Origin of the sequence: Staphylococcus haemolyticus (assembly GCF_006094395.1) — a bacterium.
In the GTDB taxonomy this organism is placed as follows: domain Bacteria; phylum Bacillota; class Bacilli; order Staphylococcales; family Staphylococcaceae; genus Staphylococcus; species Staphylococcus haemolyticus.
This window is the reverse complement of the sequence record NZ_CP035291.1, coordinates 1,900,123-1,915,027: the sequence shown is the minus strand read 5'-3', so window position 1 is coordinate 1,915,027 and position 14,905 is coordinate 1,900,123. Positions and strand designations below refer to the sequence as shown.

Sequence of the window (14,905 nt, the reverse complement as noted above, 5' to 3'; positions counted from 1 at the left end):
TACTATGAAATCTTTAAAATATATAGCAACTTTATTAATAGTGGTTTTAGTACTTTCAGCTTGTAGTAATAATAAAAGTTTATATTCAGATGATGGCCAAGTCTTTAGAAAAGTTATTACACAAGATATAAGTACTTTAGATACGGCATTAATTACAGATGCAGTATCAGGAGATATAGCTGGCCAAGCATTTGAAGGCCTATATTCAATTGATAAAGGCGATAAGGTTACTTTAGGTGTAGCTAAAGAAATGCCTAAAAAAAGTAACGGGGGCAAAACTTTAACAATTAATTTAAGAAAAAACGCTAAGTGGTCTAACGGTGACCCAGTAACTGCGGACGACTTTGTTTATGCATGGAGAAAAGTTGTGGACCCCAAAACAGCATCTGAATTTGCTTACATAATGAGTGATATTAAAAATGCTGATTTAGTTAATTCAGGAAAAAAACCAGTGAGTGAATTAGGAATTAAAGCACTAGATAAATATAAACTTCAAGTTGAATTAGAAAAACCTGTGCCTTATATAAATGAACTATTGGCTTTAAATACTTTTGATCCTCAAAATTCTAAAATTGCCAAAAAATATGGAGAAAAATATGGTACAAAAGCCGATAGAGCAGTATATAATGGGCCTTTTAAAGTAATTAATTGGCAAGTGGAAGATAAAATTCAACTTGTAAAAAATGACAAGTATTGGGATAAAAAGAATGTTAAATTAGATAAAGTAAATTATAAAGTACTAAAAGATCAACAAGCTGGTGCATCATTATATGATACAGATTCAGTTGATGATACAATCGTAACATCTGAGCAGGTTAACAAATATAAAAATAGTAAAGCATTGAACCATCGTTTAACTGCTGCTACATTCTATATTAAAATGAATGAAAAAACAGTTCCGGAATTTAAAAATAAACACTTAAGATTAGCTATTGCGCAAGCTATTAATAAAAAAGGATATGTAAAATCTGTTTTAAATGACGGTTCTTTAGCCTCAGATAATTTCACTGGTATTGGAACTGCTAAAACACCAGACGGCAAAGATTTCGCAAGTACAGTTTCATCTCCATTAAAATATAATACCAAAGAAGCAAAACAAAATTGGGAAATTGCGCAAAAAGAATTAGGTAAAAAAGAATTTACTTTTACTATGAATACTCAAGACACCCCAGCAGCGAAGATTGCTGCTGAATATATAAAATCGCAGATTGAAACAAATTTACCTGGTGTTACTCTAAAAATTAAACAAATGCCATTTAAACAAAAAATTACTCTAGAGTTAGCAAATAATTATGAAACGTCATATGCAGGGTGGAGTCCTGACTATCCAGACCCAACGGCTTTCTTGGAAATAATGACAAAAGGTAATGCTCAAAATAATACTGATTGGGGTAACGAAGAATACGATAATCTTATCAAAGAAGCTAATGGTTCTTTACTACGTGAACCTGATAAGAGAAATGAAGCTTTACAAAAAGCTGAAAGTATTTTACTTCACGACGCACCAGTTGCACCTATATATCAAAAAGGTGAAGCACATTTAACTAATCCACAAGTTAGAGGGTTACAGTATCACAAAGTAGGCCCAGATACTACACTTAAGCACGTGTATATAGATAAAACTATTGATCGTGAAACAGGTAAAAAAAGGAAAAGTGAATAATATAAAGAGTCTGGGACATAAACCCTAGAGAAATAGCCAGTAAATGAGTTTTAACAAATTCATTTACTGGCTTCTTTATTTACAGGCTCTACGTCAAATCGGACTGATGAGTCCAAATATTGAGAGTCCGGGACATAAAGTTCTTGGATAAGTGAAAAAAAGACAATTTCTATTGAAATAATATAGAAATTGTCTTTTTTATAAATTTTTTGATTATTTTCAGCTCGTTGAGCTACTACTTTTCTTATATTAAGTGCCATTAATACAAAACCAAGTTCTCTTTTGACTTTATTGAGTCCTCGGACAGACATCCGAGTGAAACCCAAAATAGCCTTCATAAATCCAAAAACAGGTTCCACATCAATTTTTCTTTGACTGTAGATATTTTTTGTTTCTGGTTCTGAAAGCTTTTTGTTAATTTGGGATTTAAAATATTCCCAGTTATAATTCTTCATTATTTTTTTGTTTGTTTTTGAATTGAAGTTCATACATTGATTTTTCAGAGGACATTCTGAACAATCATCACATTCATATAATTTGAAGTCTCGCTTATAACCATACTTATCATGACGATAGGCATATCTTTTAAAACCTAGCCGTTTATTATTCGGACAAATGAATTCGTCATTAATTTCGTCATAGTTCCAATTTTGAGTATTAAAGATGTCACTTTTATATTTTTTAGTTTTATCTTTTATAAACATTCCATATGTTATGAGTGGCGTTCGATTAAAGTCATCTATAATTGCCTTATAATTTGATTCACTACCATAACCTGCATCAGCTACAATATATTCAGGTAAATGACCGTAGGTCTCTTGAATTGAATTTAAAAATGGAATCATCGTTCTAGTATCCGTTGGATTTTGATACACATTATAAGATAAAACAAATTGGGAATTTGTCGCTATTTGTAAATTATACCCTGGCTTAAGTTGTCCATTTTTCATGTGATCTTCTTTCATTCTCATAAATGTCGCATCATGATCTGTCTTAGAATAACTATTTCTATCCTTTAAAATAGATTTTTGAAATTCGTATCGATACTTTCGCTCAAAATAATCATTGATTTGCTTTTTGTATTTTTTGATTTTAGTTCTTTTGAGACGTATTTGTTTTCTTGTTTTAGTACATTTTTCATTGTTGATATGTTGGTTTAAATCTTCGATTTCTTTATCTAAGTGACTACCAATCAAATCTATTTCTTCTTTTGTTAATTCATTATCATGATCTTCTTTAATTTCCGGTATGATTTTATTGGTTACCAATTCATGGTAGAGGGCTTTAGAATCCTCATTCATCTTTGATTCATGGTTTTGAATACTCTTTTTCCATACAAATGTATATCGATTGGCATTTGCTTCAATTTTTGTACCATCAATAAAAATAGCTTTATCATCTATAAGATTTTGTTTTACACACTGACTGTAAAATTGAATAAATAAAGATTCTAATAAAGCATCTACTTTTGGATTTACTCTAAATCGATTAATTGTTTTATAAGAAGGTTTTTGATTTTGTGATAGCCACATCATTCGGATGCTATCATTAAGCATTTTTTCTATTTTACGACCTGAGAATACAGATTGTGTGTAGGCATATAGAATCACTTTTAACATCATTTTAGGATGGTACGAAGTTGCACCACGGTGATGTCTGAATTCGTCGAATTCATTGTCAGGAATTGTTTCAACAATATCATTTACATGTCGTGAAATATCATTTGTGGGGATAAGAACTGAAGTTTCCATTGGTAGAGTAAGTTGAGTCATGTTATAATTTTTATACATAAGGCACCTCGTTAATTTAGTTTAGTGATGTTTATTAAATTATACGAAAGTGCTTTATTTTTTTAAAGTATTACAATGTAAAATTACATATAAATACAAAGTATTTTGGCGAGACTCTTGAGGGAACAGGACAAGCTGAAGACTACAGGCTGAAGCTGTCCCCTAAGAAAGCGAGCCAACAATACGGAGTATTGTAAATAAAGAAGCCAGTAAATGAATTTGTTAAAACTCATTTACTGGCTATTTCTCTAGGGTTTATGTCCCAGACTCTCTTTTTTTGTTGTTGACGCAAATAGTCGCGAAGTTATAATAATTCGATTACGTAAATTATCATAATTTCTATAACCAAAAGATACCCTTTTAATGAGTTTGATTTTATTATTAATTCCTTCTAACGGACCGTTGGTCAGGTTAGAATATGTCATAGTATTTTCAATGAAAGCTGCTAATCGTCTTAAAGTTCTAATGACTGGGCGTAATTTAGGACACACATCTGAAAGATGAATAGAAAAGAGTTTATGATTAAATTTCTCTATTTGATTTTCTTTTAATAATCTTCTTAGCTCATGAACGTAGTGGTATGTATTAAATAGTTCTACATCTACACCTAATAAGTAATTTATAATGCCTTTTTCGGTTTTCCACTCTTTAAATAAATGGACTTTATGATAATTAAATGCTTCTAGCGTTTCAAAAGGTTTAAGAAATAGTTTCCAATAACTTTTATATTTATTATAAAGCGGTCTATTAGAGGTTCTATAACAATTCATTACATGAACTCTAGACATATTTAACGCTCGATTTAAAGATTGAACAATATGAAAACGATCAATAATAATCTTCGCGTTAGGAAATAATTGTTTGATTAGTGACATATATGGTTCATACATATCAATCGTGACTGTTTTGACTTTTTGTCTGAGTTTCAAAGAATAGCGATAAAAATGATCTTTTAGCGATTTTAACTTACGATCCGCTACCACATCTACGATGCGGTGCGATACAGCATCTGCATAAATAAAACTCATTTTTCCGATTACATTTTTAACACTTTTAAATTCGTCCATCATTAAGTGTTCAGGTAAAGCATCAAAAGAAGACTGACCTACGTCGCTTGCCGCTTGATTAATCACTCTAGACACAGTCATTGATGATACTAAGCATGACTTAGCGATAGATTTTTGAGAGCGGTATTCTTGTGCTTTATCTAAAACTGCAAGTTTTGTTTTATTAGAAATAAAGCAATGAGCGTCGACAATATTAGATTTAGCAGTAAAATGACTGTCACATGATTTACAATAAAATCTTTGTTTTTGAAGTTCTAAATAAGCGGGCATTTCCATAATTTTAAGTAAAGTAATCGTTGAGGTTTTCTTACCATTTTTTACTATTGAGAAATTTTCATTTTTAGTTGAACAATTTTCACAATGTGTAGGTTGATAAGTGAGCTCGGCATAGTAAAACAAGCTCATTCGTCCTTTATGTTTTTTCTCAATCACTTCATCTGAAAAATTTAGATTTTTATCTTTAATTCTTAATGTATTTAATATAGACTTACACATAGGCGCATTACCTTTCTTTTTATTTTGTTTGGTAGCTAATAATTATATAGGTAATTGCGCCATTTTTGTATTCAAACATAAAAATTGGACTGATGATTTTTAGTCATCAGTCCAATTTATTATAGAGCCTATTTACAATACTCCGTATTGTTGGCTCGCTTTCTTAGGGGACAGCTTCAGCCTGTAGTCTTCAGCTTGTCCTGTTCCCTCAAGAGTCACGCCAAAATACTTTGTACTTATATGTAATTTTACATTGTAATACTTTAAAAAAATAAAGCACTTTCGTATAATTTAATAAACATCACTAAACTAAATTAACGAGGTGCTTTATGTATAAAAATTATAACATGACTCAACTTACTCTACCAATGGAAACTTCAGTTCTTATCCCCACAAATGATATTTCACGACATGTAAATGATATTGTTGAAACAATTCCTGACAATGAATTCGACGAATTCAGACATCACCGTGGTGCAACTTCGTACCATCCTAAAATGATGTTAAAAGTGATTCTATATGCCTACACACAATCTGTATTCTCAGGTCGTAAAATAGAAAAAATGCTTAATGATAGCATCCGAATGATGTGGCTATCACAAAATCAAAAACCTTCTTATAAAACAATTAATCGATTTAGAGTAAATCCAAAAGTAGATGCTTTATTAGAATCTTTATTTATTCAATTTTACAGTCAGTGTGTAAAACAAAATCTTATAGATGATAAAGCTATTTTTATTGATGGTACAAAAATTGAAGCAAATGCCAATCGATATACATTTGTATGGAAAAAGAGTATTCAAAACCATGAATCAAAGATGAATGAGGATTCTAAAGCCCTCTACCATGAATTGGTAACCAATAAAATCATACCGGAAATTAAAGAAGATCATGATAATGAATTAACAAAAGAAGAAATAGATTTGATTGGTAGTCACTTAGATAAAGAAATCGAAGATTTAAACCAACATATCAACAATGAAAAATGTACTAAAACAAGAAAACAAATACGTCTCAAAAGAACTAAAATCAAAAAATACAAAAAGCAAATCAATGATTATTTTGAGCGAAAGTATCGATACGAATTTCAAAAATCTATTTTAAAGGATAGAAATAGTTATTCTAAGACAGATCATGATGCGACATTTATGAGAATGAAAGAAGATCACATGAAAAATGGACAACTTAAGCCAGGGTATAATTTACAAATAGCGACAAATTCCCAATTTGTTTTATCTTATAATGTGTATCAAAATCCAACGGATACTAGAACGATGATTCCATTTTTAAATTCAATTCAAGAGACCTACGGTCATTTACCTGAATATATTGTAGCTGATGCAGGTTATGGTAGTGAATCAAATTATAAGGCAATTATAGATGACTTTAATCGAACGCCACTCATAACATATGGAATGTTTATAAAAGATAAAACTAAAAAATATAAAAGTGACATCTTTAATACTCAAAATTGGAACTATGACGAAATTAATGACGAATTCATTTGTCCGAATAATAAACGGCTAGGTTTTAAAAGATATGCCTATCGTCATGATAAGTATGGTTATAAGCGAGACTTCAAATTATATGAATGTGATGATTGTTCAGAATGTCCTCTGAAAAATCAATGTATGAACTTCAATTCAAAAACAAACAAAAAAATAATGAAGAATTATAACTGGGAATATTTTAAATCCCAAATTAACAAAAAGCTTTCAGAACCAGAAACAAAAAATATCTACAGTCAAAGAAAAATTGATGTGGAACCTGTTTTTGGATTTATGAAGGCTATTTTGGGTTTCACTCGGATGTCTGTCCGAGGACTCAATAAAGTCAAAAGAGAACTTGGTTTTGTATTAATGGCACTTAATATAAGAAAAGTAGTAGCTCAACGAGGTGAAAATAATCAAAAAATTTATAAAAAAGACAATTTCTATATTATTTCAATAGAAATTGTCTTTTTTTCACTTATCCAAGAACTTTATGTCCCGGACTCTTTATATTACTAATGTATTATCTTTTACGTCCCAGTCCCATAGCACGTTCCATTTTTTTCAATGTTTTGAATGACGCTTTTTGAGCTTTATCGCGACCATGATCTAGGATGTCATCTAATTTATCTGAATTGTAAAATTCATTATATTTTTCTTGGAAGTTAATTAAGAAATCTTTGACGATTTCTGATAAATCTGTTTTGAACTTACCGTATCCTTCATTTTCGTACTTAGCTTCTAAATCTTTAATAGATTCATTTGTTAAGCTAGAGTATATTGTTAATAAATTTGAAATACCTGGTTTATTATCACGATCAAATTTAATAATTCCATCTGAATCTGTTACAGCACTTTTAATTTTCTTTGCTGCCACATTAGGCTCGTCTAGTAATGAAATAAAGTTTTTCTGATTATCATCACTTTTACTCATTTTCTTCGTTGGGTCTTGTAAACTCATGACGCGACCACCTACTTTAGGCATACGAATTTCTGGTTTAACCAAAATGTCATTATAACGACTATTAAAACGTTCGACTAAGTTACGTGTTAATTCCATATGTTGTTTTTGGTCTTCACCAACTGGAACAATATTAGTATTGTATATCACAATATCTGCAGCCATTAATGGTGGGTAAGTTAGTAATCCTGCTGGAATACCGTCAGTACGTTTTTGAGCTTTATCTTTATATTGAGTCATACGTTCAAGTTCTCCAACACTTGAAATTGTTGTGAGCATCCAACCTGCTTGCACGTGTGCTGGTACTTCAGATTGTATAAATAAGGTAGCTTTTTCTGGGTTTATGCCAGATGCTAAATAAATAGCCGCAAGTTGACGGATTTGTTTACGTAATTTGATTTTATCTTGAGGCACTGTAATAGCATGTTGGTCGACGATGCAAAAATAACAATCATAATCATTTTGTACATCAGCAAATTGTTTTAATGCCCCAATATAATTACCAATTGTGGGTATTCCACTAGGTTGAATTCCTGAAAATAATGTCTCCATATTAGATGCCTACTTTCTTAGTTTTAATTCATATTATTTAAATTATAACAGTATTTCTTTAAAATGTAAGTTATGTTAGTATGTAGTTATACGTTAATTCTAAGCCTTTAAATTTAGGTTTTTAGAAAATTTGAGATTTCTCAGAAAAATTAGGATTTTCTCATTTAATTTTAATGTTAGTTGGTTATACTAACATTGTAAGGTTAAGAGGACTAAATAAATTAACATTTCTTAATCAATAAATTCAAAAATAATGAATAATATTCATTCAATAGGAGAGTGAGATGTATGGTAACATTATTTACTTCACCAAGTTGCACATCTTGCCGTAAAGCGAAAGCATGGTTACAAGAACATGACATTCCATATACGGAGCGTAACATTTTTTCTGAACATTTAACAATTGATGAAATCAAACAAATTTTAAAAATGACTGAAGACGGTACTGACGAGATTATTTCTACTCGTTCTAAAACATACCAAAAATTAAATGTTGATATTGATTCTTTACCACTACAAGATCTTTATGCGATCATTCAAGATAATCCAGGACTATTACGTCGTCCAATTATTCTAGATGAAAAACGTTTACAGGTTGGCTATAACGAAGATGAAATTAGACGTTTCTTACCTAGAAAGGTTCGTACTTTCCAATTACAAGAAGCGCAACGTCTTGTTGATTAATTTTAAAATTTAATTGAAGATTATAATAATATGAAACAGCACTATTTTAGTGCTGTTTTTTGTAACTCAAAAAGGGAATATGTTAGTATATATAACGATCGTAAAATAGTTAAATTTAATCAAACAAATAAATTGTAATTTCCACCACGTTCTAATACAATATGGTTACTATTCATCGACTGTAAGGAGTGAGATGATATGAGAATAGAACGCGTTGATGACACAACAGTCAAATTATTTATAACTTATAGTGATATTGAAGCTAGAGGATTCAGTCGAGAAGATTTATGGACTAACCGTAAAAGAGGCGAAGAATTCTTCTGGTCAATGATGGATGAAATCAATGAAGAAGAAGACTTCGTAGTTGAAGGGCCTCTTTGGATACAAGTACATGCCTTTGAAAAAGGTGTGGAAGTTACGATTTCTAAATCTAAAAATGAAGAAGCTATGAATATGTCTGATGAAGATGCAAACGAGCAATTTGAAGAACAAGTTAACGAATTACTTGCAAATACATTAGAAAATGAAGAGAGCATTGAAGATTTATTCGAACAAAGAGCACAACAACAAAAGCACTCTCATAAGTCTGAACAAAAACAAACGAAACAACGTCCGAACATAAGAACAGTTATCGTTAAATTTGATGATTTAGAGCAAGTTATTAGTTATGCATATCACCATAATTTATCAACTGATGAATTTGAAGATTTATTATATATGAATGACAATAAATATTACTATGCTATTCACTTTGATGAATCAGTCAGTCAAGAAATGATTAACGATAGTTATAGTCAGGTGTTAGAGTTTGCATATCCAACAGATAAAACTGAAGTATACTTAAATGATTATGCTAAGATTATTATGAGTCATAATGTAACTGCTCAAGTGAGACGTTATTTCCCAGACACAGTTGAATAATGAAAGTTTTTACCGAGGCAATGAATATTGCTTCGGTTTTTTGTGTTGAGAAGTAAAATCACCATTTCATACGTTTAATCTTATGAGGTGAGTGAAATTTATGTTAATCGCTATAAATCAACAAGGCGAGCAAGTATATGCACATCGTGCAAAGAAACAGGACAGCTATTTTTGTCCGCATTGTAGCTCACAACTACTATTAAAGTGTGGCACAAAAAATATCCCGCATTTCGCGCATAAGGTTGATAGCGTATGTTATTGTGCAAAACAAGAATCCGAACAACATTACTTTGTAAAGTGTTTTATTGCGAAGATGTTATCACAACTACATTATCGCGTTCAAATTGAACCTTATTGTCCAACTATTCAACAATACCCAGACATACTAGTGAATTCAAAATACGTAATTGAAATTCAATTTTCTAGAATAGATATTGAAGAGATCATAGAACGAACAAAGGGATTTAAACAGCTGAATATGGAAGTCATTTGGTTAATTCAAGATTGTCGATATCATAGGGGGAGACTATATCTCAATTCATTTCAAGCACATTTTATACATCCAATAAATAGGTGTTTATATGTATGGAATCAAAAGAACAAGTGTGTTGTTTTATATAGTCAAATTCAGCATATTGGTGGCAAACAATTTATCGCAAAACAAACAGTAATTGAAATCAACGAATTAGTGAATCAGATTAGTATCATGTCTACGCCATATCAACACATTTTCAAGCTAACTAAATCTGAAATACATTATTACTTGAATCAATGTAGAAGGAAAAATTCCGTCCTTGAACCATCGTTAAGCGCAATATACCAGTTAAGATTAACAGATGAAGCTGTTTATCATAACTTCGGCTACATATTCCCTTATCAACTTTATATTGAGAATCATCCAGTTCAGTGGCAATTACAATTTAAATTATTTAATGAACAAGAGTTTGATGTACATCAGTGTTTAAAAGCCTTTCTTAAATTTAGGCAGATGTACCTTAACACTATTTCTATGGATTGTGTTGTCTCAGAACTTATTAATCATTACATTAAATATAGTTAAAACGTGCAATTCATAGGGAATAATGAGAAAATTATAACATTAGTTATTATAGGAGGTTTACTATATGAGTCAACAATTAACAAGAGAAGAGCAAGAACGTAAATATCCAAATGATACGTGGGATTTAACAACGATTTTTAAAAATGATGAAGCTTTTGAAGAAGCATTAAAAGAGGTTGAAGGTTATCTAGGTAAAGAAGAGCAATTTAAAGGGCACTTAGCAGATAGCGCTGATACATTATGTGATGCGCTTGCATTAGAAGATGAAATTGGTACTAAACTAGAGAAAGTATATGTCTATGCACATTTAAAACAAGACCAAGATACTTCAAACGATAAATATACAGGATTCGAGTCACGTGCACATCAACTTATAATTAAAATTAGTTCCGCATGGAGTTTCTTAGTACCAGAAATTCTTCAAATTGATGAAGATAAACTTCAATCATTTATCGAAACTAATGACAACTTAAAACGTTATGAATTTGATTTAAAACTTATCAATGAAAAACGACCACACATTTTAGATGCCGAGCAAGAGAGATTACTTACTGAGGCTCAAGATGCACTATCTACACCAAGTAATGTGTACGGTATGTTTAGTAATGCAGATTTAGAATTTGAAGATGCAGTAGATAAAGATGGTGAAAAACATCCATTAACACAAGGAACTTTTATCAAATATTTAGAATCTGATGATCGCGAGTTACGTCAATCAGCATATAATAATTTATATAAAGCTTACGGTGCTTATAATAATACTCTAGGTTCAACATTAGCAGGGGAAGTTAAGAAGAATGTCTTTAATGCTCGAACACATAACTATAAAACAGCTCGTGAGCGTGCGTTAAGTAATAATCATATACCAGAAGAAGTCTATGATAATTTAGTAAAAACTGTGCATAAATATTTACCATTATTGCACAGATACACGAAACTAAGAAAAGAATTATTAGCTGTTGATGAGCTGAAAATGTACGATTTATATACGCCAATGGTTAAGGACGTTAAATTTGAAATGCCTTATGAAGAAGCAAAAGAATGGATGTTAAAAGCGTTAGAACCTATGGGTGAAGAGTACCTTGATGTAGTAAAAGAAGGTTTGAATAATCGATGGGTCGACGTTTATGAAAATAAAGGTAAACGATCAGGTGGTTACTCATCTGGTGCACATTTAACTAATCCATTCATTTTATTAAATTGGTCAGATACTGTCTCTGATTTATATACGCTTATCCACGAATTTGGTCATTCAGCACATAGTTATTTCAGTCGTAAACATCAACCATCTAATTCTAGTGATTATTCAATCTTTGTTGCTGAAGTTGCATCAACTTGTAATGAAGCATTACTAAGTGATTATATGGATAAACATTTAGACGATGAACGTCGTTTATTATTATTAAATCAAGAACTTGAAAGATTCAGAGCGACTTTATTCCGTCAGACTATGTTCGCAGAATTCGAACATAAAATTCATCAAATTGAAGAAGCAGGCGAACCATTAACTGCAACACGTATGAATGATGAATATGCTAAATTGAATAAACAATACTTTGGTGATGTTGTTGAAACAGATGACAATATTAGCAAAGAATGGTCAAGAATCCCTCATTTCTATATGAATTACTATGTATATCAATATGCTACTGGATATAGTGCAGCTCAAAGTTTAAGTCATCAAATTTTAACTGAGGGTAAACCTGCAGTTGAAAGATATATTAATGAATTCTTGAAAAAAGGAAGTTCTAACTATCCAATTGAGATTCTGAAAAATGCCGGTGTGGATATGACTTCACCAGAACCTATTGAGCAGGCTTGTGAGGTCTTTGAACAAAAATTAGATACTTTTGAAAAACTTATGAAAGCTTAGAATGACTGTATCCGTTTACAATATGTCAAGTTTGTGACAATTTTAAAATAAGGGGTCTTTAATATTGAAACACCTATATTAGCGTGTTATATTATGAACATGAAATTAATCACATAACAAACATACCCCTTTGTTTGAAGTGAAAAATTTCTCCCATCCCCTTTGTTTAGCGTCGTGTAATCAGACACGGCGTTTTTTTATACTCTTTTTTAATAACTACCACTATCAATGAATTCCTCATTGTATATAAATTTTTCATTGTACTTCGACGCCACTACTATACATTGCAATTGATTTATATAACAATAATAGAAACAGAGTCGTTCAACCTTAAATTGATGTGTACACAAAAACAAGCCACCCAATGCATGAATATAATCATCATTGAATGGCTATTGTTAGCTATCCTATATTCTAGGCATTTTTGATTGCCAAAAATCTCCTTCAGGATATTGAAGTTTTTCTACTTTTTGTTGTAACGCTAATTTCTTAAGTTCTTTTGTCATTAACTTTTCGGGCCACTCATATATGGTCAATAGTTCTTCCATAGTAACGAGTTGTTTCTTTTGAATATAATGCTCAATTTTAGGTGGAAGATTTTTTTCAATAGGCGTACCCATTAATTCATTAATAATATATGTGTAAATGTGATATGGATATAATCCTTCTACTTTCAGGCCTTCCTCATGAACATCTTCACTGAAAAATACGAGTGAAGGTGCTTGCTCAATTTCCATTTCTCGAGCAATGTGTAAATCTATTTTTAAACTTTCGGTTAATTTGCTTTTTTGTAAATCTTCTTTGAATTCATTGTAATCTAAACCTGCATTAATGATGCAGTCACAAATCATTTCTTCCGTAATAATATCCTTCTTAGGAATAATTTCATTTTGCATTAAATGGATGAAACGTTCCGCTCTTAAACGACCTTGTAATTCAGCCGCTTTATAAGCTAAGGCGATATTATCAAAATCAGATGTACTTTGCGCTTGGCACTTAGTAAGTACTTTCAATGAAGGGTTTAGAATATGTCTGATACGGATATATTGATTATATTCAATTCTTAATTTAGAAATAATCGCTGATAATTTAAAGCAATCTGTATTAAATGGATCAAAAAATGAATAAATTTCAATTTTATTTACAGGTGACAGATTAGCATCTTCACGACTTCTATTGTCTACAATTTTTAGTTCTTCAGCCATGTTTTACTCACCTTCAATTATATTTAGGAATTTACCATGTGGTTAGCGGTTAGACGTAAACGTTCATATAAATACTCTCCAACACCAGCTGGAAACTGTGCTTCGGTTATTGCAGTATGCATATTTTCTAACCATGCATCTCTTTCATAAGTTGTAATTTTAAATTCCATATGTCTCTTTTTTAACATCGGATGTCCATGTTCTTCAGTATATAGGTTTGGTCCACCTAGAAATTGAGTGAGAAATTGCTTTTGTTTTCTACTCGTTTCGGCAAAATCCCCAGGGAACAAATGATTGATTCTGTCATCTTTCTCAACTAGAGCATAGAAATGATCAATCATATTATAAAGTGCTGTTTCACCTATAATATCGTATGGCGTTTTAGACATAATATCACCAATTTCCGTTAATATATTACTAATATAACATGAATTTTTACATTTAAAAGTAATTTGACTTTTTACAGCGACGTACTGCTACTTGTCAATTTGATTCTTATAGTCAAAGAAACGTTGAACTTTATTGTTAGGTACGGTGTGCTCAAGATTAAATTCTTCTAATAAACTATGAAATTTTTTCAAACCATTGTTATAGTCAGTAACTTCAAATTCTAACTCATAATCAACTTTGTCGAAATAATCACTTCGATCTAATACTAACAATTCATTTTTATAGTTTGTTTCTAAACGAGCTGTTCTCAATGCGCCTAATATAGTTAATTCGTTGTCATTAATACCGTATGATTCGACAATTTCTCGTATATCTTCTGGTAGTGAGTTATTAAATATTACATCACCTGTTTTAGGTATATGTTTAACCATATGATTATATTCCATCAAACCTACGTCGGCGGGCACTTTTAAGGTCATTTCATATGTGTCGTTTTTAACTCGGATTCGTAATGCGGATTTATGATCTCGCAATGTGAAGTTAGGAGTATCAATATAGTAGTTTATTTGAATAAAAGGTTCTTTATCTTCAAAAAAAGTATATTTAAATTTATCGTATACATCTTTACTTAGTAATTGTTTAAATTCTATTTCATTATTCGTCGCCATAATTTGCACCTCTAAATCCATTTATTGTAATTCATTATGACTGAGTTATATAAATATTTAAAGTAATTATATATGAATGAAAAGGT

At 30.8% G+C, this 14,905-nt stretch carries 10 protein-coding genes and 2 pseudogenes; 6 read left to right on the top strand and 6 right to left on the bottom strand.

Going from position 1 to position 14,905, the window contains the following annotated elements; genetic code table 11:
* Positions 1 to 4: 4 nt before the first annotated feature.
* Positions 5 to 1,663 (top strand): peptide ABC transporter substrate-binding protein, encoded by a 1,659-nt coding sequence (locus EQ029_RS09225; RefSeq protein WP_033079765.1) that lies wholly within the window; start codon positions 5 to 7, stop codon positions 1,661 to 1,663.
* An 88-nt stretch (positions 1,664 to 1,751) separates the two neighbouring features.
* Here EQ029_RS09225 and EQ029_RS09220 read toward each other — a convergent pair.
* Both EQ029_RS09220 and EQ029_RS09215 read right to left on the bottom strand, forming a co-directional pair.
* A pseudogene (locus tag EQ029_RS09220) lies at positions 1,752 to 3,453 on the bottom strand (IS1182 family transposase).
* Positions 3,454 to 3,701: 248 nt separating this feature from the next.
* Positions 3,702 to 5,015 carry an ISL3-like element ISSha1 family transposase gene (locus tag EQ029_RS09215; RefSeq protein WP_138927307.1) on the bottom strand — a complete coding sequence of 438 codons (1,314 nt, stop codon included), beginning with the start codon at positions 5,013 to 5,015 and terminating at the stop codon, positions 3,702 to 3,704.
* Between the two features lie 329 nt (positions 5,016 to 5,344).
* Between EQ029_RS09215 and EQ029_RS09210 the strand changes: the two are divergent.
* Positions 5,345 to 7,013 (top strand): annotated as a pseudogene (locus EQ029_RS09210) (IS1182 family transposase); the annotation flags it as partial.
* 15 nt (positions 7,014 to 7,028) lie between these two features.
* Here EQ029_RS09210 and trpS read toward each other — a convergent pair.
* Complete coding sequence (gene trpS / locus EQ029_RS09205) at positions 7,029 to 8,018, bottom strand: tryptophan--tRNA ligase (protein ID WP_011276231.1); 990 nt, start codon at positions 8,016 to 8,018, stop codon at positions 7,029 to 7,031.
* A 288-nt stretch (positions 8,019 to 8,306) separates the two neighbouring features.
* Here trpS and spxA point away from each other — a divergent pair, with 288 nt between their 5' ends.
* From spxA to pepF, 4 genes are all read left to right on the top strand, one after another.
* Positions 8,307 to 8,702 (top strand): transcriptional regulator SpxA, encoded by a 396-nt coding sequence (spxA, locus tag EQ029_RS09200; RefSeq protein WP_011276230.1) that lies wholly within the window; start codon positions 8,307 to 8,309, stop codon positions 8,700 to 8,702.
* Positions 8,703 to 8,900: 198 nt separating this feature from the next.
* Entirely contained in the window at positions 8,901 to 9,623 is a 723-nt protein-coding gene (gene mecA, locus EQ029_RS09195; RefSeq protein ID WP_033079608.1) for an adaptor protein MecA, read from the top strand.
* A 100-nt stretch (positions 9,624 to 9,723) separates the two neighbouring features.
* A complete protein-coding gene (locus EQ029_RS09190; RefSeq protein ID WP_033079607.1) occupies positions 9,724 to 10,683 on the top strand; it encodes a competence protein CoiA in 960 nt (319 codons plus the stop codon).
* 64 nt (positions 10,684 to 10,747) lie between these two features.
* Positions 10,748 to 12,556 carry an oligoendopeptidase F gene (gene pepF / locus EQ029_RS09185; protein WP_011276227.1) on the top strand — a complete coding sequence of 603 codons (1,809 nt, stop codon included), beginning with the start codon at positions 10,748 to 10,750 and terminating at the stop codon, positions 12,554 to 12,556.
* Positions 12,557 to 12,963: 407 nt separating this feature from the next.
* Here the strand turns inward: pepF and yjbH are convergent, their stop codons facing one another.
* The 3 genes from yjbH to EQ029_RS09170 form a co-directional block, all read right to left on the bottom strand.
* Entirely contained in the window at positions 12,964 to 13,761 is a 798-nt protein-coding gene (yjbH, locus tag EQ029_RS09180) for a protease adaptor protein YjbH (protein ID WP_037535471.1), read from the bottom strand.
* A gap of 23 nt (positions 13,762 to 13,784) precedes the next feature.
* Positions 13,785 to 14,150: a truncated hemoglobin YjbI gene (locus EQ029_RS09175; RefSeq protein ID WP_011276225.1), complete on the bottom strand. Its 366-nt coding sequence runs from the start codon at positions 14,148 to 14,150 to the stop codon at positions 13,785 to 13,787.
* Between the two features lie 87 nt (positions 14,151 to 14,237).
* A complete protein-coding gene (locus tag EQ029_RS09170) occupies positions 14,238 to 14,819 on the bottom strand; it encodes a CYTH domain-containing protein (protein WP_011276224.1) in 582 nt (193 codons plus the stop codon).
* Positions 14,820 to 14,905 lie beyond the last annotated feature (86 nt).

Bases quoted from the DNA above. Each gene is read 5' to 3' on its own strand.
- EQ029_RS09175 (WP_011276225.1), bottom strand. From the start codon at position 14,150: ATGTCTAAAACGCCATACGATATTATAGGTGAAACAGCACTTTATAAT.
- EQ029_RS09215 (WP_138927307.1), bottom strand. From the start codon at position 5,015: ATGTGTAAGTCTATATTAAATACATTAAGAATTAAAGATAAAAATCTA.
- spxA (WP_011276230.1), top strand. From the start codon at position 8,307: ATGGTAACATTATTTACTTCACCAAGTTGCACATCTTGCCGTAAAGCG.
- EQ029_RS09170 (WP_011276224.1), bottom strand. From the start codon at position 14,819: ATGGCGACGAATAATGAAATAGAATTTAAACAATTACTAAGTAAAGAT.
- pepF (WP_011276227.1), top strand. From the start codon at position 10,748: ATGAGTCAACAATTAACAAGAGAAGAGCAAGAACGTAAATATCCAAAT.
- EQ029_RS09225 (WP_033079765.1), top strand. From the start codon at position 5: ATGAAATCTTTAAAATATATAGCAACTTTATTAATAGTGGTTTTAGTA.
- mecA (WP_033079608.1), top strand. From the start codon at position 8,901: ATGAGAATAGAACGCGTTGATGACACAACAGTCAAATTATTTATAACT.
- EQ029_RS09190 (WP_033079607.1), top strand. From the start codon at position 9,724: ATGTTAATCGCTATAAATCAACAAGGCGAGCAAGTATATGCACATCGT.
- trpS (WP_011276231.1), bottom strand. From the start codon at position 8,018: ATGGAGACATTATTTTCAGGAATTCAACCTAGTGGAATACCCACAATT.
- yjbH (WP_037535471.1), bottom strand. From the start codon at position 13,761: ATGGCTGAAGAACTAAAAATTGTAGACAATAGAAGTCGTGAAGATGCT.